General features: G+C 67.4%; 19 protein-coding genes and 1 pseudogene. 11 read left to right on the top strand and 9 right to left on the bottom strand.

Translation table 11 applies throughout. The annotated features are described in order from the left end of the window. Genes ACTJI8_RS11665 through ACTJI8_RS11655 form a run of 3 tightly spaced genes read right to left on the bottom strand, consistent with a single transcriptional unit; the run spans nucleotide 1 to nucleotide 2,604 of the window. Nucleotides 1-540: a thiamine pyrophosphate-binding protein gene (locus ACTJI8_RS11665; protein WP_440733602.1), complete on the bottom strand. Its 540-nt coding sequence runs from the start codon at nucleotides 538-540 to the stop codon at nucleotides 1-3. Nucleotides 541-574: 34 nt separating this feature from the next. After that, complete coding sequence (locus ACTJI8_RS11660; RefSeq protein ID WP_440733601.1) at nucleotides 575-1,807, bottom strand: pyridoxal phosphate-dependent aminotransferase; 1,233 nt, start codon at nucleotides 1,805-1,807, stop codon at nucleotides 575-577. After that, the gene (locus tag ACTJI8_RS11655; RefSeq protein WP_440733600.1) at nucleotides 1,804-2,604 is read right to left on the bottom strand and encodes a gamma-glutamyl-gamma-aminobutyrate hydrolase family protein; all 801 of its coding nucleotides are present in this window, start codon (nucleotides 2,602-2,604) and stop codon (nucleotides 1,804-1,806) included. Before ACTJI8_RS11655 ends, ACTJI8_RS11660 begins: the two co-directional genes overlap by 4 nt. Before the next feature lie 141 nt (nucleotides 2,605-2,745). Here ACTJI8_RS11655 and ACTJI8_RS11650 point away from each other — a divergent pair, with 141 nt between their 5' ends. Continuing rightward, a complete protein-coding gene (locus ACTJI8_RS11650; RefSeq protein ID WP_440733599.1) occupies nucleotides 2,746-3,393 on the top strand; it encodes an NAD(P)-binding oxidoreductase in 648 nt (215 codons plus the stop codon). A 434-nt stretch (nucleotides 3,394-3,827) separates the two neighbouring features. Here ACTJI8_RS11650 and ACTJI8_RS11645 read toward each other — a convergent pair whose 3' ends face one another. The 3 genes and pseudogenes from ACTJI8_RS11645 to ACTJI8_RS11635 all read right to left on the bottom strand — a co-directional run bounded on the left by ACTJI8_RS11645 (nucleotide 3,828) and on the right by ACTJI8_RS11635 (nucleotide 8,180). Further along, nucleotides 3,828-4,229: an IS110 family transposase gene (locus tag ACTJI8_RS11645; protein WP_440733651.1), complete on the bottom strand. Its 402-nt coding sequence runs from the start codon at nucleotides 4,227-4,229 to the stop codon at nucleotides 3,828-3,830. 65 nt (nucleotides 4,230-4,294) lie between these two features. Next, a pseudogene (locus ACTJI8_RS11640) lies at nucleotides 4,295-5,332 on the bottom strand (IS3 family transposase); the annotation flags it as partial. 193 nt (nucleotides 5,333-5,525) lie between these two features. Next, nucleotides 5,526-8,180, bottom strand: a complete 2,655-nt coding sequence (locus tag ACTJI8_RS11635) for a CBM35 domain-containing protein (RefSeq protein WP_440733598.1) — start codon at nucleotides 8,178-8,180, stop codon at nucleotides 5,526-5,528. 298 nt (nucleotides 8,181-8,478) lie between these two features. Here ACTJI8_RS11635 and ACTJI8_RS11630 point away from each other — a divergent pair, with 298 nt between their 5' ends. The 5 genes from ACTJI8_RS11630 to ACTJI8_RS11610 all read left to right on the top strand — a co-directional run bounded on the left by ACTJI8_RS11630 (nucleotide 8,479) and on the right by ACTJI8_RS11610 (nucleotide 14,963). Further along, a complete protein-coding gene (locus tag ACTJI8_RS11630; protein WP_440733597.1) occupies nucleotides 8,479-10,635 on the top strand; it encodes a glycoside hydrolase family 36 protein in 2,157 nt (718 codons plus the stop codon). 179 nt (nucleotides 10,636-10,814) lie between these two features. After that, a complete protein-coding gene (locus ACTJI8_RS11625) occupies nucleotides 10,815-11,990 on the top strand; it encodes an ABC transporter substrate-binding protein (protein ID WP_440733596.1) in 1,176 nt (391 codons plus the stop codon). A 78-nt stretch (nucleotides 11,991-12,068) separates the two neighbouring features. Next, entirely contained in the window at nucleotides 12,069-13,016 is a 948-nt protein-coding gene (locus ACTJI8_RS11620; protein ID WP_440733595.1) for a carbohydrate ABC transporter permease, read from the top strand. Further along, nucleotides 13,013-13,873 carry a carbohydrate ABC transporter permease gene (locus tag ACTJI8_RS11615; RefSeq protein ID WP_440733594.1) on the top strand — a complete coding sequence of 287 codons (861 nt, stop codon included), beginning with the start codon at nucleotides 13,013-13,015 and terminating at the stop codon, nucleotides 13,871-13,873. The genes ACTJI8_RS11620 and ACTJI8_RS11615 overlap by 4 nt, the downstream gene beginning before the upstream one ends. Before the next feature lie 70 nt (nucleotides 13,874-13,943). Continuing rightward, complete coding sequence (locus tag ACTJI8_RS11610; protein WP_440733593.1) at nucleotides 13,944-14,963, top strand: LacI family DNA-binding transcriptional regulator; 1,020 nt, start codon at nucleotides 13,944-13,946, stop codon at nucleotides 14,961-14,963. Between the two features lie 311 nt (nucleotides 14,964-15,274). Here the strand turns inward: ACTJI8_RS11610 and ACTJI8_RS11605 are convergent, their stop codons facing one another. Then, nucleotides 15,275-16,498, bottom strand: coding sequence for a DNA polymerase domain-containing protein (locus ACTJI8_RS11605; protein ID WP_440733592.1), 1,224 nt, complete (start codon nucleotides 16,496-16,498; stop codon nucleotides 15,275-15,277). A gap of 136 nt (nucleotides 16,499-16,634) precedes the next feature. Here ACTJI8_RS11605 and ACTJI8_RS11600 point away from each other — a divergent pair, with 136 nt between their 5' ends. Next, a complete protein-coding gene (locus ACTJI8_RS11600) occupies nucleotides 16,635-17,519 on the top strand; it encodes an alpha/beta hydrolase (protein WP_440733591.1) in 885 nt (294 codons plus the stop codon). A gap of 53 nt (nucleotides 17,520-17,572) precedes the next feature. Here ACTJI8_RS11600 and ACTJI8_RS11595 read toward each other — a convergent pair whose 3' ends face one another. Next, nucleotides 17,573-17,752, bottom strand: a complete 180-nt coding sequence (locus ACTJI8_RS11595) for a hypothetical protein (protein WP_440733590.1) — start codon at nucleotides 17,750-17,752, stop codon at nucleotides 17,573-17,575. Nucleotides 17,753-17,986: 234 nt separating this feature from the next. Here ACTJI8_RS11595 and ACTJI8_RS11590 point away from each other — a divergent pair, with 234 nt between their 5' ends. After that, nucleotides 17,987-18,628 (top strand): MIP/aquaporin family protein, encoded by a 642-nt coding sequence (locus ACTJI8_RS11590; RefSeq protein WP_440733589.1) that lies wholly within the window; start codon nucleotides 17,987-17,989, stop codon nucleotides 18,626-18,628. A 212-nt stretch (nucleotides 18,629-18,840) separates the two neighbouring features. Here ACTJI8_RS11590 and ACTJI8_RS11585 read toward each other — a convergent pair whose 3' ends face one another. Beyond that, nucleotides 18,841-19,512: a TetR/AcrR family transcriptional regulator gene (locus ACTJI8_RS11585; RefSeq protein WP_440733588.1), complete on the bottom strand. Its 672-nt coding sequence runs from the start codon at nucleotides 19,510-19,512 to the stop codon at nucleotides 18,841-18,843. 143 nt (nucleotides 19,513-19,655) lie between these two features. On the opposite strand from ACTJI8_RS11585, the gene ACTJI8_RS11580 reads away from it, so the two are divergent. Genes ACTJI8_RS11580 through ACTJI8_RS11570 form a run of 3 tightly spaced genes read left to right on the top strand, consistent with a single transcriptional unit; the run spans nucleotide 19,656 to nucleotide 22,479 of the window. Then, complete coding sequence (locus ACTJI8_RS11580) at nucleotides 19,656-20,843, top strand: thiolase family protein (protein ID WP_440733587.1); 1,188 nt, start codon at nucleotides 19,656-19,658, stop codon at nucleotides 20,841-20,843. Next, a complete protein-coding gene (locus ACTJI8_RS11575; RefSeq protein WP_440733586.1) occupies nucleotides 20,843-21,598 on the top strand; it encodes an enoyl-CoA hydratase/isomerase family protein in 756 nt (251 codons plus the stop codon). Before ACTJI8_RS11580 ends, ACTJI8_RS11575 begins: the two co-directional genes overlap by 1 nt. Next, the gene (locus tag ACTJI8_RS11570; RefSeq protein ID WP_440733585.1) at nucleotides 21,595-22,479 is read left to right on the top strand and encodes a 3-hydroxyacyl-CoA dehydrogenase family protein; all 885 of its coding nucleotides are present in this window, start codon (nucleotides 21,595-21,597) and stop codon (nucleotides 22,477-22,479) included. The genes ACTJI8_RS11575 and ACTJI8_RS11570 overlap by 4 nt, the downstream gene beginning before the upstream one ends.

Raw genomic sequence — 22,479 nt, 5'->3', positions numbered from 1 at the left:
TCAGGCGACCTTTCCGTCGGTGTTCCAGAACGACCCGAGCACGACCATGGGGCGGAACGTCATGACCGCGTGCACAGCGGCTTCTTCAACGACGGCACGCCAGTCCTGCGGCGCGCTGCGACGGTCAAGCTCTACGTAGGGCAGGCTCGTGGCCTCGAGCAGACGGGGCACGGGGGCACTGATCGAGTGGATCATCGAGTTGTACTCGCCGAGGCTCCCGCGCGTGTTCGCAAAGATCAGCAACGGCAGATGATAGGAGAGCGAAAAGGTGGTCAGCGCGGTCAGAGCGTTGCCGAAGCCATTGTCCTGCATGACGATCGCCGCCAAGCCTCCGCCCAGCGAAACGGCACCCATGACGCCGACAGCCTCCTCCTCGCGGGACAGCGGCGTGACGCGCTTCGATACGCCATCAGCCCCACCGTCGATGGCGACGAGTTCCTGGATGACGGGGGCGACGGTGACGGACGGGATGTACCCGACCCGCTTCACGTCGGACGCCCAGATCGCCTCGGCGACTGCGCGCGAGTATTCGTGAGACAAGTTGTTCTCCTTCGTAAGTGTCGGTGTGTCGGGTTCAGGCTGTGGCTGTGGCTGTGGCTGTGGCTGTGGCTGTGGCTGTGGCTGTGGCGAATCGGATCAGGCGGGTCACGCCCTCGCGGACGTCCTCCAGCGAGCTGGCGTACGACAGCCGGAGCGAGTGCTCGCCTGCGCCGGTCGGGTCGAAGGCAGTGCCGGGCACGAGCGCGACATGCTCCTCTTCGAGGAGTCGGATCGCGAGCTCACCGGCAGGGCCGAGCCGTTCCGGATAGCTGAGATACAGATAGAACGCGCCGCCGTCGTCCGAGACGCGCAGCACCTCCTGTCCTTCCAGCAGTTCCAGCGCCGCCGCCCGACGGTCTGCGAAGGCCCGGCGCATGCGCTCACGGTCCTCTGTGGTGTCTCGGAGAGCCGCCACCGCCGCGTCCTGGGTGAAAGTCGGTGGACACGTCGTCGTGAATTGCCGGATCCGCAACGCTGGAGTGACCAATGCGTGGGGGCCTGTGAGCCAGCCCAACCGCCAGCCGTCCATCGCGTACGCCTTCGCGAATCCGTTGACCACCAGGGTCCGCTCATACAAGTCTGCGACTGAGGCAGGCGAGACATGCACGTCGTCCCCATAGACGAGCTCACTGTAGATCTCGTCTGACAGAACGATGATGTCGGTATCGCGGACGATGTCAGCGATGGCCTCGACGCGGGAGCGGTCGAGCACTGCTCCCGTGGGGTTGTGCGGCGTGCACATTGTGATCATGCGCGTGCGCGGCGTTATCAACGCGGCAAGGTTCTGAGGGTCGAGGCGATAGCCGTCTTCCTCCTTCAACGGGAGGAACACCGGCTTCGCGCCCGCGAGCCGCACGCACGCCTCGTACGCGGGCCATGCCGGCACCGGGATGATGACCTCGTCGCCGGCCTCGCAGAACGCCATGATCGCCAAGAAGACGGCCTCATTCGCACCGATCGTGATCAGCACCTCTCCGTCCGGATCGTAATCCAGTCCGAAGTCGCGACCCATCGTCTCGGCGACTGCCCGGCGCAGTTCGATCGTGCCCGGGTTCGGACCGTAGTGCACTCGCCCGGCGTCGAGGGCGGCTGTCGCCGCGGCTTTCACAGGCGCCGGAGTGTCGAAGTCGGGACGGCCGATCTCGAAATGGAGGACTCGATCGCCCGCAGCCTCGATCTGCGCGGCGCGGTCGAAGATCGCGCGGATCTGGGACGGGACAACGGCATCGAGACGCGATGCGGGGCGAGCGATGGAACTCGTGGTCATCGGGTTGCTCCGGATCCAGTGACGAGAGCGTCCCGTTCCTCCCGTGCTCGCTCCGCTGCCGCGCTCAGCGCGGCAAATGGTGCATGGCGCGCGGGGTCGCCCTCGCTAGCGATTTCGGGATGCCATTGGATGCCGAGCATCCAATGGTTCGCATCGATGCCCTCGATCGCCTCGACGCATCCGTCGGCCGCTCGGGCCGTGATGCGCAGTCCCTTTCCCAGACGATCGACTGCCTGATGATGCCCGGACACGGTGGTGAGAGTTGCAGCGTTGGCGTGCGCTTCGGCTACCAGTGAGTCCGGCTCGAGGGCGACGTCGTGGATGACGGTGACCTCTTCGGCGGTCGCGGAACCGCTGTTGTCGAAATGACCCACGTGGGGTACGTCGGTCGGACCGAGATCGATGTGCAACGAGCCGCCCGCGATGACGTTCAGCAGCTGCATTCCCCGGCACAGCCCCAGTACCGGACGGCCATTGTCGATGCCGAACTGGATTACACGCGAATCCAACTCATCCTGCTCCTGGTCCACTCCGAACAGGTTCGCGTCGTCCGTCGCGCCACCGTAGAGCGCAGGATCGACGTCCCCTCCGCCAGGGAGGACGAATGCATCGCAGGACTCCAGGGCGGCATCGAGGTCGTCGCTGGGGGTGATCCGGGCGACCTCTGCGCCCGTCGCGGCAGCGAGCTCCACGACGGCCTCGAAGATGTCGCGGGCGACAGCGACGCGAGGGTCAGCGTGGTCGCGCTCAGCGAATCGGATGGGAACACCGATGCGGATGGATCGGCTCGACTTCATGGAACAACCTCCTTGTAGGTCTATAGTCTGTACCATAGACCAGGGGAATGGAAGCCATACCGTCACGACGCCGACAGCGCGACGATCGGGTGGCGAAAGCCGAGTCGTGTCTCAGCCGCGACAGTGAAGGACGAAACAACGATGAGAGTGTTCCAGATCGGCGCCGCCGGAGGAGTCGGCCGGCCCCTGACTCGCATTCTTACGGCGCGGGGTGATCGAGTGAGCGGTATGCATCGCGACCCTCAGCAAGCGCATGCGATCATCGATGAAGGCGGAACTCCCATCGGCGGTGACCTGATCGACGATCGAGTTGAAGAGCTGGCCGCGAAAATGGCCGGTCACGATGCAGTCGTCTTTTCGGCAGGTGCGCATGGGACGGGTATCGAGCAGACCACATTGATCGATGGCGCAGGGCTAGAGAAGGCAGCCCGGGCGGCTCGACAGGCCGGAGTGCGTCGGTTCGTGCTGGTGTCGGCGTTCCCCGATGCGAGTCGAGGGCAGGTTCCGAATCCAGGTTTCGAGCACTACATGAGCGTCAAGAAGGCCGCTGACGTCTATCTTTCTCGAACCGACCTCGACTGGGTGATAGTCCGCCCCGGAACGCTGCGAAACGAACCGGGTGATGGGCTCGTCACCGCGGGCTTGGCGATCGATTACGGAGACGTTCGTCGGGAGAATGTTGCGGCGTTCATCGACGCGATCCTGCATTGTCCTGAGGTCAATCGCGTGATCATCGAGGTGACGGACGGCACGATGCCCGCAGCGAAGGCCGTAGAGCAGTTCCTTTAAAGGAAGCGAGCGGTCTCGCAGTGCATCGCTCGAGCGTTGTCGCTCCTGTAGTTGTCAACTCGCGATTTCGCCCGTTGCACGGTTGGCCTTGATGAGGTGGTAGACCGCGCGGATGACGTAACGCTTGAGGCAGCGGGGTTGTCGCCGACGACGATGCGTATCTCCGCGGCGGTGTCAGCGCCGATGCCGAACTGCTCCAGGAGTTGCGGTGCGGTGTCTGTGACGAGCTGTTCGATCTTCCCAGACAACTCCTTGGCCTCCGTGTCCAGGTTCTGCCAGCGGTGGGCCAGGGAGCGCAGCGCGTGACGCAACGCATCTTTCCGGTGTTCCCAATGTTCGCGGTCTGAGTGCCGCGAGGTGACGAGCGAGCTTGATCTGCGTCATCCTGTTGGTCGCACGGCGCAGCTCGTCGGACGCGTGCACGAGCATCGCCTTCATCGTCGCCATCGCCGCGGTGCGGTCGGTGACTGCGGAATCATGCGCGATCTTGAGCTGCCGATCATCTCGACAGCCCCGTGCGCGGTCTTCGGGACCGCAGTAGCGAACCCAGCGAGCACGGACCTTGCGGCGTTCTCCGCGTCGAGTGTGTCCGACTTGCCGTTCGCCCGCGGCGACCTGCGGTCGGCGCGTCCCGCCTCGACGACCTTGTGACCGTGACGGCGCAGGAACGAGGTCAGAGCCGCTCCATACGAGCCGGTTCCTTCGACGCCGAACGCGACGAATTTCCCGAACCCGGTCGCCCATTCAAGCAGTTGCCGGAATCCACCGGCGTCGGTCGCGATCGTCAACGCCGCGAGAATCCCGCCGATCGTGTCCATCACCGCCGCGACATGGATGTGCTTGTGGGACGACGTGTCCGGAGCGGACGGATTCGAGGGTGGTCATGGTGGGCTGTCTCCTTTGCCCCGATCGACGGGGCGATCTCCTCCAGCGCGAGGTGCTCGGTCGGCACGATCGACGTGTATTGCGACCCGGCATCGGAGTGGTGGATGAGCTGGCGCGGGCGGACGGAGTGGTCTTCCCTGTCGCGCTGCCAGAGCCATCCGCAACGGGATCATTACCAGGTCGACGTGCTTCGTTGTCTGCGCGTGCCAGGCCACGATGCGTTGCGAGTACACGTCGACGATGAACGCGACATACACCCAGCCCGCCCACGTCCTGACGCAGGTGAAATCAGTCACCCAGGTGTGATCCGGGCGCGGGGCGGTGAAGTCCCGGTTCAGCAGGTCACCGGCACGCACCCGTCCTTGCCCGGGATCGTGGTGCGGATGCCCTTCGCCCGGGTGATGCCCGACAGTCCGAGGACCCGCATGGCCCGGTCCACGGCACGGCGAGACGCGCCTGCGATAGCGTTGCGGCGGATCAGCGCGGTCATCTTCTTCCGCCCGTACAGGCCCTCCGGAGTCATCCGCCGCCGGTCGTCCCGTCGGGCAGGATCTCGATGCGCCAGGCGGCGTCACGGACCGCGTCCACGACCATCGCGTCGGTGACCGTCCGGGCAGCGACGCGCCCTTGCCTCCAGGCCCGGTAGGTGCGCGCGGCGACCTGCACGCCCTGCTCTCGCAGGACGCGGATGATCGACTCGACCGCGTGCCCCCCGACCTCATCTGGTCGATGAAGCCGAGCGTCAACGGTTGCGGGGGTCGAGTTCCCCCGCGAAGAAAGTCGCCGCGGCTTTCAGGATCGCGACGTCTTCCCGCAGCCGCTTGTTCTCCGCCTTCAACCGGCGGATCTCAGCATGCTCTTCGCTGGTCTACCCGTCCCGGGCACCCGCATCGATCTCGGCCTGCACGACCCACCGGCGCAGCGACTCGGCACCGACGCCTTCCTGGCGGGCGACGGCCGCGATCGCTTTCGCGTTCGAGGGGTACTCGGCCCGGTGCTCCAGCACCAAGCGCACGGCCCGCTCACGGACCTCGGGATCGATCAACTTCGGCATGACGCCATCCTTTCAACTCAAAAGGAAGCGGCATCAAACCTGGGACGGTTCAGCCTGCACAAGCTCTGTTCTCGGCGTCTTGCTCACCGGCCTGGCCCTCGCTACACGAAGCTTCGAACCTCGATCACATCGCTCAGGAACGCAACGGCCCCGCGTGGGGGCGTCGGCCTTCGCCGACGCCCCCACTGCGTCACTAGTGGCCGAGGCCGGTCTGCGCCTTGACCGTCGTGGGCGCACCCGACACGAAGCGCGCGAGCGTGACCGTGTCGACGTTCGGACCGTATGCCGTCGCGTTGCCCAGGGTCAGCGCGCCTGCGTCCGTGGTCAGTGTGAGGGGCACGGTCTTGTCCCAGAAGCTGTTCCACGAGTAGTTGTGACGGAACGCCGCCCGCGCGACATCGCCGCCGGTCTCGGTGATGTCCAAGAAGCGGCTGATCACCTGCGGGTTGTAGTTGATCGCCGCGGACTTGTCGGCGTTGGCGGCGGCGATCACGAGCTGGTAGTCGCCGGCGGCGAAACCCGAGGGGCGCGGGATGGTGAGGGTGTTGGCCGCACCGTTGCCGATGTACCCGACGTCACGCACCACGCCCTGAGCGTCGGCCGAGCCGTTGGAGTTCGCCGGCTCGGTCTGGACCACCGCTGCGCCCGACCGGGGCAGCGTTTCGGCCTCGCTGTGGAACACCGCCGCCGGGTCGGAGTCAGCCGCCTTCTGTGCGGCGCCGCGGAGGGTCGAGATTCCGCCGATGAGGGCCGTACCTGCCGAGGCGCGCACCGTGAGCTCGTTCACGCCCTGGGGGAGGAACACCCGCACGGTCGAGTCGAACGTGCCGGGTCCGCTTGGGGCGGGTAGGTCGATCGTGCGGCCGTTCACCCCGAGGGAGAGGGTCGCGCCCGTGCCCGTCGTCGCCGAGTGCACGGTGAGGTCGTAGTAGCCGGTCTCCGCCGTGCTCGCGAAGAACGTGGCGGAAGCGTCGCCGGCGATCGTCGCGTACCCGCGTGCGGCCGGACTCTTCCAGGACAGCGTGGCATCGCCGGCCAGCCGGGCTTCCGCGGCCGGGTAGACGGCCTGCTCACCCGCGGTGATGTCGTAGAGGTCGAAGCGGTCCAGCGTGATGTCGGCTCCGGGGAGCAGGGTGCTGCCGTCCTTGCTGGCACGCAAGGAGAGCGCGTGCGTGCCGGCGGTCAGGTGGAGCATGACGTCGGTGGTGCCGCGGTACCCCCAGCCGAGGTCGGCCGAGTACTTCACGAGCTGATCGAAGCCCCCGTCGATGAACAGCGCATGCATCCCGGGTGCCTGATTGGCTCCGCCGAGGATGGAGAGCCGATAGTCGCCCGTGGCGGGCACCGTCACGTTCCAGGTAGCCGATGACGTCGCCTTGTTGAACGAGCCCACATCCCGACCACCGGAGGCCATGAACGACCACTCCCTCGACGGGTCCTGGTTGTAGACGGAGGCGCCCGAGATCGTCGCGTTCTCGGCTTCCGTGCTGTTCACCAATGCGGCGGACACCGGCTGCGGGTCGGTCGCCTCCGGGGTGATCTGCAGCTGGTAGGCCGCGTAGCGGTCGCTGTTCGGCACGGTGAGCTGGAGCTCGCCGTTGCGGATCTTCGCGGTGGTCGAGAGGACCACCGGAGGCTGGAGCGAAGCACCCTCTGCGCCGTTCAGCCGGTCCGCGCGCACCTGCACCTGCACGGTCTCTCCGAACGTCGAGACGTCCAGACCCTTCACGCTCAGCGCGACATCGGTCGATCCTCCGCCGAAGAGCACCGTGGCCTTGCGGTTCGCGTTGTCGATCGCCGCGAGCCCCTGCAGAGTGTCCGGCGTGTTCAGGTGCGGCGGCGTGACGGCGGCGGTCTGCGAACCGGCGAGGTCGCCGTACCAGTTGAACATCCACCAGCCGCCGTTGGCGCCGTTGTTCCGCGACGAATTGTCGGAGAGGTTGCCGGCGTAGTTCCAGTACGCGGTCTGGGCGTCGACCTTCTCGTCCTCGAACATCGAGATCCACTGCACGAGCTGGCCGGGCGTGCCCATGTCGCGCAGCATGCCGAACTCCGTGATGTTCACGGGGATGGGGTCGATCCCGAGCTGCTTCAGCAGCGCGGTGTATGCGTCGTGGTGGCCACGGAACGTCGCCAGGTTGTTCGTGCCGAGCTCATGCCAGATGAAGACGTCGGGCAGCTGGGCGTGCTGCTTCGCGTAGCCGAGGAAGTCGGCGCTGCGATCGGCGTGCCAGGTCGAGTCGCCGGGACCGCCGACGCGGGCGTGCCCGAGACCGTGCTCGGCATACACGCTCTGAATGGTGTCGTAGGCGGCTGACCAGTCGGCGAGGAACTGATCCTTCTGGGTGGACCAGTGCGGGTACCAGTTGCCCGCGTCCGCTTCGTTGAATGGGATGAACACGTACTTCGACGGATCCTTAGATTTCGTCGCGACGTCCTCCACGATCTGCTTGAGGATCGGCAGATAGTCCCAGACGCCGTCGCCGTTCGCGTCGCCGGGGCGTTTGCCGCCGTTATACGCCCAATCGGGATACATGTCCTGCGCGTACACGTAGAGGTCCTTGCCGCCGCCCGCGAAGAAGGACTTCTCGACCTGGAGGGCGTCCCCGTTCGGGTGCTGGGCGCCCTGTGGCGGCTTCTGCGACGTGTTGGTGATGCGTGCGCCGTCGAGCACGGCCTGGCTCGGCACGCCGTCGTCGCCGAGCCCGTAGAGCGTTCCCGTCGCGCCGCCGCGGAACGCTCCGGTGGTCTGCGAGAAGTCGACGGCGAGAGGGTCGGCGGGGGCTGCCGATGCGGAGAGCCCTGACAGGCAGGTCGCCGAGAGGGCGATGCCGACGGAGACGGCCATTGCGGGCAGGAGACCTCGGCGGCGAGGACGCCGGGCGGGGGGAATGGTCAAGACGGTACTCCTTCGTACGGGATGGGTGGGCGGCCACAGTCGCAGCGACACGTCATCGAGAGGGCGCCATTGCAATCTGAAACCGCTATCAGGATAGCGATTTCATGAGATTGCACAAGAGAGGGATGACTCCGCGTATCTTCTGTCCTGATACCGCTATCAGATTCTCCTTGCATATCCGTCTGATACCGGTATCATGAATCCAGCGCCACCGCGCTGCACCGCATCCGCGAAGAAGAGGAAACCGATGACCGACCGTCTGAGCTGGGGCAACGGAACGCTGACCATCGAACTGCAATGGTCAGCCGATTCCGCCCCGCGTATCGCGGCGGTCCTCACCGAAGGCGTTCGCCTGGCGATGCCGGATGGCCTTCCACTGGTCGACGTGCTGACGGTGGCCCAGGGGCATTCCCTCGCGAGCGATCGGCTGGTGCACACCGTCATCGGCCACGAGGCCCGCTACGCGGGTCATGAAGAGCGATCGACCGCCGCCGGTGTCGAACTCCGGATCCGGCTGGAGCATGCCGGCACCGGACTCGAGATCGAGCTGCTGCTCCGGCTTCCGCACGGCCTGTCGGTCCTGCGGTCCTCTGTGACGGTGGTGAACCGCGGCGGCGATGATGTGGTGCTCCGCTCCGTCCCGTCGCTCGCGGTCTACCTCGGAGGGGACGGCGAGAGCAGAATCCGCGACTGGGAGGTGCGCCACGCGCTCAGCGACTGGCTCGGCGAGGGCAGATGGGTCGCAGAGCCGCTCGACGGGGTCCGGTTCCCGCGGCTGGAGCAGCATCTGACCAACCACAACCCTCGAGGCGAGTTCAGCGTGATCTCGACGGGCACCTGGTCGACGGGCAAGCACCTTCCCGTCGCAGCGGTGGAGTCCGCGAGGCTCCGCGCGGCCTGGGCTTGGCAGGTCGAGCACAACGGCGCTTGGCGCTGGGAGATCGGCGAGGACACCGCCAGCGGGTACGTGGCGCTCTCCGGTCCGACGGACATCGATCATCAGTGGACGCAGACGCTGCATCCCGGAGGATCGTTCTCGACGGTGCCTGTCGCGCTGGCACTGGCCGAGGACCTCACCTCCGCGATCGGGCAGCTGACGGCTTATCGGCGAGCCTCTCGTCGCGCCCATCCAGACAATTTGGCCATGCCCGTGGTCTTCAACGACTACATGAACACCCTCAACGGGGACCCCACGACCGAGAAGCTCCTGCCGCTCATCGATGCGGCAGCCGCGGTCGGCGCGGAGATCTTCTGCATCGACGCAGGCTGGTACGACGACAGCGGCGACTGGTGGGACACGGTCGGCGAATGGGTTCCCAGCACCATACGGTTCCCCGGCGGGCTGGGCGAGGTCATCGATCGCATCCGGCAGGGGGGGATGGTGCCGGGTCTCTGGCTGGAGCCGGAGGTCATCGGGGTCAACAGCCCGATGGCGCAGCGACTGCCCGACGAAGCCTTCCTGCAGCGCCACGGAGAACGCGTCGTCGAACACCACAGATACCACCTCGATCTGCGGCATCCGGCCGCGCGGGCGCACCTCGACGACGTGGTCGACCGGCTCGTCCGAGACTTCGGGATCGGGTTCTTCAAGCTCGACTACAACATCGACCCTGGTCCCGGCACCGACCGCGACGCCGACAGCGTGGGCGCCGGCCTTCTCGCCCACAACCGCGCCCACCTCGAATGGCTGGACGGCGTGCTCGATCGCCATCCGACGCTCGTGCTCGAGAACTGCGGGTCCGGGGCGATGCGCGCCGACCAGGCGATGCTCTCGCGCCTGCAGATGCAGTCGACCTCCGACCAGCAGGACTTCCTGAGGTACCCTCCGATCGCGGCAGCGGCACCGGCCTCCATCCTGCCCGAGCAGGCGGCGAGCTGGGCCTACCCGCAGCCCGAGATGAGCGAGGAAGAGGTCGCCTTCTGCCTGGCGACAGGGCTCCTCGGGCGGTTCTACGTGTCCGGTCATCTGGGGCGCATGGACGCGGACAGGCGTGGCCTCGTCGCGGGGGCTGTCCGAGCGGCGAAGTCGCTGCGACACGACCTGACCACCTCGATGCCCTTCTGGCCGCTCGGTATCCCGGAGTGGGACGCCCCGTGGACGGCCTTGGGTCTCGCCATCGATGGTGGCGCACTGTTCACCGTGTGGAGTCGCGACCCGGGCGCAGGTCCCGTGGAACTCGACCTCAGCCGTTTCGCCGGTATCGACCTGACGGTCACCACGATCTTTCCGCGTTCGCTACCCGAGTGGGACACCCACTGGAACGCGGAAACCGGACGACTGCGCGTCGCCCACCATGCCGATGAGGCAGGCGCGCGCGTTTTCCGAATCCAAGCCGCCGCATCCTCTCAGGGGATGGCATCAGCGACGGCAACACATTCCGCCAGCCGAACCCAGTGGCGTTAACCTCGCTACGACTAATCAAGGAGAGCAGTTCGATGAAGATCGCTTGGAAGGGAGCCGCGTCCTTCGCGGCCGTTGCCGCCGTATCGGCGTTGGTCCTCACAGGATGCAGTGACCCGGGTGCGGGAGGGTCTGCAAGCGGAACATCCGCCTGGCCCGCACAGAGTACGAAGCTCGACGGCGTGACCCTGACGATCTGGGCCGCGCAGAACTCGAACAAGACCGCAGACAGCGTGATCTCCGGCTTCGAGAAGCTCACCGGCGCGAAAGTCAAGGTCGTCACCATTCCCGACCCCTACGAGCAGGGCATCCAGACGAAGGTCGCAACGGGCGACAAGCCCGACCTGGCGTTCTGGCAGCCGACGGCCTCGGAGCTCACCGCGCTCAACGCGAAGCAGAATCTGCAGTCGCTGGACGGTGCGCCGTGGGTGCAGAACTACACGGGCAACCTCGCCGACATGACCGGTCTGCTGGATGGCACCCGCTACGCGGCCCTGGTGACCACGCCGGCCGTCATCGGCGTCTACTACAACAAGGAAGTCCTCTCGGCCAACGGCATCACGTCGACGCCGAAGAATTGGGACGAGCTCATCCAGGACGCGCAGGCCTTGAAGGCGAAGGGCGTCGACCCGTTCTACGAGATGGGCGGCGACAAGTGGGCCACCCAGTGGTGGGTGCAGGCTCAGCTGGCGGACGCCGCCAAGGGCGGGCTGTGGGACAAGGTGAACAAGAACGAGGAGAAGTTCACCGACCCGACCATCCAGGCCACGATTGATAGTTACCAGAAGCTGATCCAGGACGGGCTGTTCAACTCCGACATCAAGACCGCGACGTTCGTCGACCAGGGCAAGGCTCTGCTCGACGGGAAGGCGGCGATGGCCATGCAGGTCAACTCGTTCTTCGGAGAGCTGCAGGCCACCTCCAACACTGACGAGCTCAACAAGAAGATCGGCTTCTTCCCGATCTCGCCGAAGGGCAACACCGGAACCTTCATCCCTGACCAGTCCAACGCCCTCGTCGCGTTCAAGACCGGTGACAGCAAGCGCGAGTCCGCGGCTCGGCAGTTCCTCAGCTACTGGCTCGGCGACGGCTACAAGGACTTCGTGAAGGCGCAGTCGACCGTGTCGCTCATCAAGGGCGTCGACACTCCGAGCGACGTGCCGACCGCGCTGCAGGACGTCGCGAAGTCGCTGGACACGTCGGTCGGCTCGATGCAGGCTCTTGCCGTGGCGAACCCGGACCTGTATCTCAACCTCGCCGACATGATCCAGGGCACGAAGACGCCGATCCAGGTCGCACAGACCACACAGGACCAGTTCGCCCAGCTCGCGAAGGCACAGGGAGTGAAGGGCTTCTAGTCCTCGTCCCCCGGTCGCGCCGGGGCGGCGACACCCGTCGCTGCCCCGGCGTCCCGAACCCACAGACACGAAAGGCCGATGACCCTCATGACGGCTCAGCTCACCCGACCGGCGATGGCCGCGACGGCCAGGAAGCCCCCGGCGTCACGACGCGCGAGGGGGAGGCGGCAGGATCACCCCGCCTGGTTCCTCGTGCCGGCACTGATCGTGCTCGTGGTCTTCTTCTTCGTGCCGACGATCTTCAACTTCGTCTACGCGTTCACCAACTGGTCGAGCTTCCACAGCGACATCAGCTTCGTGGGGTTTGTGAATTTCGCCTCGCTGTTCAGCAACGGCAGTCTGCTCAACGACCTGAGGATCACCCTGATCTACGCGATCCTGGTCGCGATCTTCCAGAACCTCTTCGGCCTCGTCCTCGCACTCGTGCTGGAGCGGGACACCCGGGTCAACAGGTTCGCGCGAGTCGCGTTCTTCGTGCCGGTCGTCATGTCAGCCCTCGCCGTCGGATACATCTTCCAGGCGCTGCTGAAGCCGGAGGGAGGGCTCAATCAGATCCTGTCGTTCTTCACCGGTCAGCACATCACGATCGCCTGGCTGGGCAGCACGACCTGGACCCTTGTCGTGGTCGCGCTCATCCATGCGTGGAAATGGATGGGCCTCTCGATGCTCATCTACCTGGCGGGCCTCAAGACGATCGGCGAGGACATCCTGGAGGCGGCCCGCCTCGACGGCGCGAGCTGGTGGACGACCCTGCGCACCATCCGATTCCCGCTGCTCGCGCCGGCCGTGACGTTCAATGTGGCCACCGCGCTGCTCGGCTCCATGAACGGCTTCGACATCGTGCAGGCCACGACCGGGGGCGGTCCGGGTGGAACGACGGAGCTGCTCAACATCTTCATCTTCCGCACGTTCGGGCAGGGGCTGTTCGCGCAGGCCACCACCATGAGCCTCAGCCTGTTCCTGATGGTCACGATCCTCGCCTTCCCCGTCATCTACTTCCTGCGCAGAAGGGAGAGCGTGCTGTGAGCGCCCTCATCACCACGCGACGCCGGACGCGGTCGCCGCTCAGGCCGTCCCGCCTCATCCAGCCGATCGTCGCGATCCTGCTCGTCGTGGTTCTTCTCGGCGTGCCGTTCTGGCTCGTCGTCGTCACGGCAGGCAAGGATCAGGCCGAGGCTCTCAACCCGAGCCTCGCGCTCCCGTCGACCTGGCAGCTGTTCCAGAACTTCGCAACTGTGTTCGACCAGGGCCGGATGATCCCCGCCTTCCTCGGCAGCCTCCTGATCATGGTGCCGTCCGTGTTCGGCGTGCTGCTGCTGGGCGCGATGGCCTCCTGGATCCTCGGCCGACGTCGCAGCAAGACGATTGCGTTCGTGTACGCGCTCGGAATCAGCGGCATCGTGCTGCCGCCCGCGGTGGTGACCATTGTCCTGCTGCTGCGTCAGCTCGGTCTTGCCGGCACCGCTGTCGGAATGATCGGCGTCTACATGGGGATGTATCTGTCGACCGTCATCTTCTTCGTCACCGGATTCGTGCGCACCGTCCCCGTCGAACTCGAGGAGGCGGCGCGCGTGGATGGAGCCGGCCCGGTGAAGGTCTTCTTCCGGATCATTCTCCCTCTCCTCGGGCCGACGCTCGCGACTGCCACGATCCTGATCTGCCTCTACATCTGGAACGACGTCTTCTACGCGCTGTTCGTGGTCGGCGGTCGCCTCGACACCCTGCCGCTGAATCTGTACCAGGTCGCCAGCTCGGGCCTGTATCTGCAGAACTGGCATCTGATCTTCGCGTACATCATCCTGATGAGCCTGCCACTGCTGATCACCTTCGCTGTCATGCAGCGACGGATCATCTCGGGCATCACCAGCGGTGCCGTCAAGTGATCGGCGCCCGGAGTCGCTCGGGCGACTCGTCCATCCTGTGCCGTCGAGGTGCATCGCTATGCTGAGGGTGATGCCGAACAACACGCCGAAACCGCCCGTGATCAGCGATGTCGCGCGGCGGGCCGGGGTGTCGGTGCCCACCGTCTCACGCGTGCTCAACGGCGCCGCGTACGTGTCGGAGGAGAAGCGATCGAAGGTCATGAAGGCGATCGAAGAGCTCGACTTCCGTCCGTCGGCCGCCGCGAGAGCCCTCGTCGCCCGGCAGCCCAAGCTCGTCGCCGTGATTGCCGGCAACACTTCCCGCTACGGCTATGCCGAGACGATCCGAGGCATCGAGGAGAGTGCGCGCGGGGCGGGGTACACCGTGTCGATCACGGTGGTCGAATCAGCGGAGGACGAGGTCGTCGCCCGCGCGGTGTCCCTCGTCCTCGAGCAACCACTCGCCGGCGTCGTCGTGCTCAAATTCGATCCGCCCGGAGTCGCCGCCCTGCACCGCATCCCGAAATCTATCCCTACCGTCTCGATCTCAGGGGTGAGAGAGGTGGGCGTGCCGCAGGCGGTGCTGGCGGAGGCCGACGCCGCAGCGGAAGTCGTCGATTACCTGCTCGGGCTGGGACACGAGACGGTGCAGCACGTGCGAGTGCCTCCCTCGCGTAAGGAAGATGGGCGTACGACAGGCTGGAGACGCGCACTCGTCGCGCATGGCGCGCCCGTGCCGGTGCCCGTGGATGCGAGCTGGGAACCGGAGTCCGGCCGGGAGATCGGGCGCGCACTCGCCGCGGATCCTACGGTCACCGCCGTGTTCTGCGGAAATGATGAGATTGCCATGGGCCTTATCCGCGGGCTGACCGAAGCGGGCAGGGAGGTGCCGGGCGAGGTCAGTGTGGTCGGCTTTGATGATCATCCGCTCGCTCGCATGTGGACCCCGCCCCTCACCACCGTGGACCAGGACTTCGCCGGTCTCGGCTCGCGTGCGTACGGTCTGCTCGAGACGCTCATCGCCGGTGGCAAGCCGAAGAAGTTCTCCTCCGAACGACCGACCGTGATCATCCGGGAGAGCACCGCACCGCCACCCGCGGTGGGGGCTTGACTTCTTTCCCCGGATATCTGACTGCGGCGCAGCGCCGGGGCGGCGAGATTCCCAGCCGGCCAGGAAGAACCTCGTGAGCGAGTTCCGGCAGAGGCCGGGCCGATCCGGTTGAAGCCGTTACCCGAAATGACGCACGAGCGCATCACGAGCTACCTTGCAGCAGTCGAATGAGGCCTCCGGGTGTCCCGGGGTCTCAAGCGCGGCCGCGTCGTCGGGCATCTCCGCACCCTTCCTCTGCGCGCCGTTCTACGCCGGCTCGCAGAGGCTGCCCAGCATCCAACCGCGCCTGGAACGGGCGACGGTTTCGAATGTCAGCCCTGCCAGCTCTTCCCGGCCCAGGGGTCGTAGTCGGCGAGCAGCGGCTCCTGCGCCGGGCGCTGGTCCTCGGGCACGTGCTGCAGATTGACGCGCACGCGGTACCAGAGCGAACTCGACCCGCGCATCCCGTCGATCAGGACATCGGCCGGATGCAGCATTGACGCCACGGACGCGTGCGTCTCGCGCCATTGCTCGAGCGCGGCGAGTGCCTCTGGCTTCGTCTTCGTGCGCGCGATCTCGATGAGCGGCATGGTCGAGGCGCGCCGGCCGGATCCGTCGGATCCGCGCGGCGGCTTCTCGGCCGGGCCCAGCTTCTCGGCCAGGGCGAGCAGCGCGGACAGTGATCCCACCGCATCGTCGATGCCTTGATGCGGGTCGCCGATCTCAGCGAAGCGGGCGCGCACGGTCGGCACCGTGAACTCCTCCGGGCGGCGCAGGCGCACCTCGTCCCAGGCGAGTGGCGTCGACACGCGCGCGTCCGGCAGAGGTCGGACCGAGTACGCGGAGGCGACGGTGCGGTCCTTCGCGTTCTGGTTGAAGTCGACGAACACGCTCTCGCCGCGCTCCTCCTTCCACCAGCGCGCAGTCGCGAGCCCGGGCGCCCTGGCCTCCACCTCGCGCGCCAGCGTCTCGGCGGCAAGACGCACGGCGGCGAAGTCCCACTCGGGTCGGATCCGGGCCAGGATGTGCATGCCTCGGGATCCGCTGGTCTTCGGCCAGCCCACGAGCCCGCAGTCGTCGAGCACCTCGCGGACGACGAAGGCCGTGTCGACGATCTGCGACCATTCGACGCCCGGCATCGGATCCAGATCCACCCGCAGTTCGTCGGGGTGCTCCAGGTCGGCGGCGCGCACGGCATGCGGGTTGAGATCGAGGCAGCCGAGGTTCACGATCCAGGCGAGGCCCGCAGCATCGGTGAGGACCGCCTCCTCTGCGGAATTGCCGGACGCGTACCGTAGCACCGCCGTGCCGATGTAGTCGGGATGCTCGGGCACCCGCTTCTGGAAGAACGGTTCGGCGTCGATGCCCTTCACGAACCGCTTGAGCACCATGGGACGCCCGCCGGCTCCGCGCAGCGCGCCGTCCGCCACCCCGAGGTAGTACTCGACCAGACCGAGCTTCGTCAGCCCCGCCTGCGGGAAGACGACCTTGTCGGGGTGCGACACGCGCACCTCGGCGCCGTCGATTTCGAGGAAGGTCTCGGCTCTGCCTGCCATGGATCCACGTTAGATCGTGAGCGCCGTCGCGGCGAGAGCACCGGACGATCCGAGACCCGTCGATGTGCCCTTGCGGTTCTTCTCGACCCGCCGTAATCTACAACCAATCAGTTGTATTTACTCTCGAGGAGGAAGCATGTCGGACAGCGCAGCACAGACCGTCGTCACCCGCACGGTCGGCGAGGGCGATGACGCGATCACGTACGACATCCACGGCGATCTCACCATCGCGACCGTCGAACGGCCGGCGCTGTTCCTGTTCGGCGCGCCGATGGACGCGACCGGATTCCAGATCCTCGCATCGCACTTCGACGACCGTCCCGTGATCACCTACGACCCGCGCGGCGCCGGGCGCAATTCGGTCGGCACATCGGACATCACGGTGCAGCGGCATGCGGACGACCTGCATCGCGTGATCGCCGCGCTCGGCGTCGGGCCGGTCGATGCGTTCGGCAGCAGCGGCGGAGGCGTGAACCTGCTCGCTCTGCTTGCTGCGAATCCCGACGATGTCCACATCGCCGTGGTGCACGAGCCTCCCGTGGCCGACTTCCTGCCTGACCGGGATGCCGTGCTCGCGGTGACGGCCGACATGAAGCGCACCTTCGCGGCGGAGGGGAGCGGCCCGGCGCTGGCGAAGTTCATCCAGTTCGTGATGCTCGACGGTCCGGTGCCCGATGGCTATCTCGACGGCCCTGGCCCCGACCCGTCGATGTTCGGACTGCCTACGGAGGACGACGGCAGCCGGACGAATCCGCTCTTCCGCAACATGCCGGCGACGCTCGCCTACCTCCCGGAGATCGCCGCGCTGCAGGATCTCGGCGAGCGCCTCGTGATCGCCTTCGGCGTCGAATCCGGCGAGACCATGCCCGCACGTGCGGCGCGCTCGGTCGCGGCGGCGCTCGGGATCGAGGCGACCGCCTTCCCGAGCAACCACGGCGGCTTCACCGAGCAGCCGGGGTTCCCCAGCGATCCGGAGGGTTTCGCCGCGCGCCTGCGCGTGGTGCTGGACGAACGTGGCTGACAGCGCGGAACGGTGCGCGATCGCGGTGCCCGCGATCGCGCACCGTTTCCGTGTCAGGAGGCCTGAGGCAGGATCCGCAGCGCGACGAGCATCCTGGTGAGGGCGCCCTCGCGGCGGGCCGGGATGTGGAAGTCGGGGTCGACGTCGATGAGCGGGTAGATCGCCGCGCGTCGCGCGACGTCGCCCTGGCGTTCGGGGCGGTGGTTCTGCGTGCCGGGGGTCTGGGGCATCATCGCCTCTTCTCTTGCTCTTGATTCCGAATAGTGGAATTGATCTATCGAATAATGAAAGAATATGATGATCCGGCTCGAGGGTCAAGAGTTTTCCTCCTGGATCCGGCGGAATGTTGCGTTGGTTCCCAGCTGATTGACAGGAACCCGGTATTCTGGCTCGGCAATCCAGGGTGCGCCGGCCGGCGTGCGGGAGATTCCGCCCTCACCCTCGACCTGACAGAAAAGGCATTCAAAATGACTGGTACTGCTGGAAAGGCGCTCACTGAGGCGATCTCGACGTTCCTCTTCGTGTTCAGCATCATCGGCGCGGTCAACAGCAAGAGCCCGCTGACGCCGCTGGCGATCGGCCTCGCGCTGACGGTTCTCATCTACGCCTCGGGGCACATCTCCGGCGGCCACCTCAACCCCGCCGTGTCGTTCGGCGCCCTCATCCGCGGTGCCATCGGCGTCACGGACTTCGTCGCCTACATCGTCGCCCAGTTCATCGGTGGCGCGCTCGCGGCACTGGTGAGCTTCGTGGTCTGGCCGCACGCCGAGAAGGCGACCGAGATCAAGGTCGGCCCGGCGTTCCTGGTCGAGGCGCTGTTCACCCTCGTCCTGGTCTGGGTCGTGCTGAACGTCGCGACCTCGAAGGACACCGACAACAACTCCTTCTACGGCCTGGCCATCGGTGGCACCGTCTTCGTCGGCGCCGTCTCGGTCGGCGGCGTCTCGGGCGGTGGGTTCAACCCCGCCGTCGCACTCGGCCTCTCCATCAGCGGCCAGTTCGCCTGGAGCAACCTGTGGCTGTACGTCGTGGCCCCGCTGGTCGGCGCCGCGATCGCCGCACTGCTGTTCCGGGTGCTGAGCAGCAACGACAAGAAGGCCGCTGCCTGACCCGCACCCCCCTTCTGGAACGCCCCGTGCTCGACGAGCGCGGGGCGTTCTGCTGTCCGAGGTCGAGTCGATCGAGCCCGGGCGATCTGTGCTTGCCGGGTGGGCTCTACAGGACGATTGAAACTTGGCAGGATGAATCTGCGGATCCTGTCCTGCAGAGTTGCAGGGATCCTGCAGAAGTTGGGCGAGACGAGCTCGAGCCCGCGGCCCGCTCAGCGCGCGCGGAGGCCGTCGAAGATCACGCGGGTGACATCGTCGACCAGTTCCTCCGGGGTGAGCGATGTGTGCGCGGGGCGGTACCACTCGATGATCGAGTTGATCATGCCGAACATGAGCCTCGTCGTCACCGAGGGGCGGATGTCGCGGCGCAGGGCGCCCTCCCGCTGCGCTTGGCCGACCAGGTGCGCGACGCGCTGATCGAAGATGCGGCGGCGTTCGAGGGCGGCGCGCTCGATCTCGCTGTTGCCGTGCACGCGCAGCAGCAGCGTCACCTGCGGCAGCTTGCTCGTGAGCACGCGCACGGCGCCCGCGATCACCGTCACCAGCCGCGTGGCTGCCGTGCCCTCGTCGGCCAGGGCTCCGTCGAGCACCGACTCGAGCCCTCCGAGCGCGTCGTCGAGGGCGATCTCGAGGATCTGCTCCTTGGATGTGAAGTGGTGGTACAGTGCGGCCTTGCTGAGGCCGAGCGCGGTCGCCAGCGATGACACGCTCGTGGCGTCGTAGCCCTGCTCATTGAAGAGGCGCACGGCGATCTCGAGCACCTGCGCGCGGTCGTAGCCGGGGCGTCCGCGGCGCGCACGCGGTGCGGCCTCCTCGGCACTCGCGACCTCGGGCGCATCGGCGGCACTCGACTCGTCGGCAGCGTGCGCGGATCCGGTGCTCATCCGCAACATTCTCCCTCATCGGCCTCGCCGGCGGACTTGCCCGCCCGGGATCCGTCTGACATCCTTTTACTGAACGATCGGTCGGGAAACTGTTGGATCCTGACCCGAAGCACCCTGTCGACGAAGACCCCGGGAGGACGAGCATGTCGGAGGCCTACCTCATCGGCGGTGCGCGCACGCCGGTCGGACGCTACGGCGGCGCTCTCGCCGGCGTCCGTCCCGACGATCTGGCCGCGCTCGTCATCCGCGAGGTCGCGCAGCGCGCCGGTGTGCCCGATGACGCGTTCGACGAGGTGATCCTCGGATCCGCGAACCAGGCGGGGGAGGACAACCGCAACGTCGCGCGCATGGCCGTGCTGCTCGCCGGCTTCCCCGACGCGTTGCCGGCCTTCACGGTGAACCGGCTCTGCGCCTCGGGGATGACGGCCACAGCCCTCGCCGCGCAGGCGATCCGAGGCGGCGACGCCGACGTGATGATCGCGGGCGGAGTGGAGTCGATGACGCGCGCCCCCTGGGTGCAGGCCAAGCCCGAGCGCGCCTGGGCGAAGCCGGGCGAGGCCTTCGACACCTCGATCGGCTGGCGGTTCACGAATCCGCGCCTCGCCGCGCGTGACAAGGCCACCTACTCGATGCCGGAGACCGCCGAAGAGGTCGCGCGCCTCGACGGCATCACCCGCGAGGACGCCGACGCCTTCGCCTTGCGCAGCCACCAGCGGGCGATCGCCGCGATCGATGCCGGCCGCCTGGCTCCAGAGATCGTGCCGGTGCCGACGCCGCGCGGCGGACTCGTCGACACCGACGAGGGCCCGCGCCGCGACACCACGCTCGAGGTGCTCGCGGGGTTGCGGCCCGTGGTCGCGGGCGGCAGCGTGGTCACCGCGGGCAACGCCTCCTCGCTGAACGACGGCGCGTCGGCGATCGTCGTCGCCGGAGACGCCGCGGTCGAGCGGCACGGACTGACGCCGCGGGCGCGCATCGTCGCCTCCGCCTCGGCCGCACTCGCCCCCGAGATCATGGGGCTGGGGCCGGTGCCCGCGACGGAGAAGGCCCTCGCGAAGGCAGGGCTCACCGTGGCCGACCTGGGCGCGGTCGAGCTGAATGAGGCGTTCGCCACGCAGTCGCTCGCCTCGATCCGAAGGCTCGGCCTCGACCCGGACATCGTGAACGCGGACGGCGGCGCCATCGCGCTCGGCCATCCCCTCGGCTCGAGCGGCAGCCGGATCCTGATCACCCTGCTCGGCCGGATGGAGCGCGAGGGCGCCCGCTACGGCTTGGCGACCATGTGCGTCGGGGTCGGCCAGGGCACCGCGATGATCGTGGAGCGGGTCTGATGGCCGACCCATCGACGGCTCGACGCCTGCGCATCGAACGCACGGAGACCCGGGTCACCGCGACGCTCGACCGGCCCGAGACCCGCAACGCGATCGATCAGGCCATGATCGACGAGCTGCACGCCCTGTGCGCCGAGCTCGAGGAGGATCCGCGGATCCTGATCCTGATCGGATCCGGCGGGATCTTCGCATCCGGCGCCGACATCGCTCAGCTGCGCGACCGCCGCGCACAGGACGCGCGGGCCGGCATCAATACGACCGCGTTCCGGCGCATCCGGCAGCTGCCGATGCCCGTGATCGCGGCGGTCGACGGCTACGCCCTCGGCGGCGGTGCGGAGCTGGCCTACGCGGCGGACATCCGCATCGGCACCCCGTCCACGCGCATCGGCAACCCGGAGACCGGGCTCGGCATCATCGCCGCGGCCGGAGCGACCTGGCGGCTGCCGCAGATCGTCGGCGAGGCGCGTGCCACCGAGCTGCTGCTGACCGGGCGCCAGCTCGGCGCGCAGGAGGCGCTCGCCTGGGGTCTGCTGTCGTCGCTGCACGAGTCGGAGGATCTGCTCGCCGCGGCGCACGCGGTTGCCGACCGCATCGCTGCGAACGATCCGCTCGCCACGCGGCACACCAAGACGGCGCTCCTCGCCCCGCCCGACCGGCATCCGGAGATCGAGTTGGAGCTGCAGGCCGAGCTGTTCGAGAGCCCCGAGAAGCATCGGCGGATGACCGCCTTCCTGGAACGGAGGAACCGCCGATGAGCGGTCAGGAACTCCCCGCGCACGAGCCGGCGGCAGCCCCCGAACGGGTCGGCGTGCTGGGCGGCGGACGGATGGGCGCCGGTATCGCGCATGCGTTCCTGCTCGCCGGATCCCAGGTCGTCGTGGTCGAGCGGGACGAGGCGGCGGCGGCCGCCGCGGGGGAGCGGGTCCGCACCAGCCTGCGGCGCTCCGTCGAGCGCGGCAGCATCGACCGCACGATCGCCGCGCTCGAGAGCGCGCTCGAGACGAGCACCGATGCTGCTGCGTTCGCCGATGCGGGACTCGTCATCGAGGCGGTGCCGGAAGACCGGCTGCTCAAGGTCGAGAGCCTGCGCCGGATCGAGGCGGTGGTCGAGCCGCGCACCGCGATCGCCTCCAACACGTCCTCGATCTCGATCGACGATCTCGGCGCGGAGCTCGCGCACCCCGAGCGCTTCCTGGGCCTGCACTTCTTCAACCCCGTGCCCGCCTCGGCGCTCGTCGAGGTGGTCGTCGGCGGCAGCACCGATCAGGAGCTCGTCGACGAGGCCCGCGGCTGGGTCGCGGCGCTCGACAAGACCGCGGTCGTGGTCGCCGACGCACCGGGGTTCGCATCGAGCCGGCTGGGCGTGGCGATCGCGCTGGAGGCGATCCGGATGCTGGAGGAGGGCGTGGCGACCGCCGCCGACATCGACGCTGCGATGGAGCTCGGCTACCGGCATCCGACCGGGCCTCTGCGCACCACCGACATCGTCGGCCTCGACGTGCGGCTCGGGATCGCCGAGGAGCTCGAGGCGAAGCTCGGGGCGCGGTTCGCGCCGCCGCAGCTGCTGCGCGACCTGGTCGCCGATGGACACCTGGGCCGCAAGACCGGCCGGGGATTCTACGAATGGAGCGAATGA

This window comes from Microbacterium sp. 22303 (assembly GCF_052045265.1).
Taxonomy (GTDB): domain Bacteria; phylum Actinomycetota; class Actinomycetes; order Actinomycetales; family Microbacteriaceae; genus Microbacterium.
This window is presented reverse-complemented; position numbering and strand designations above follow the sequence as displayed.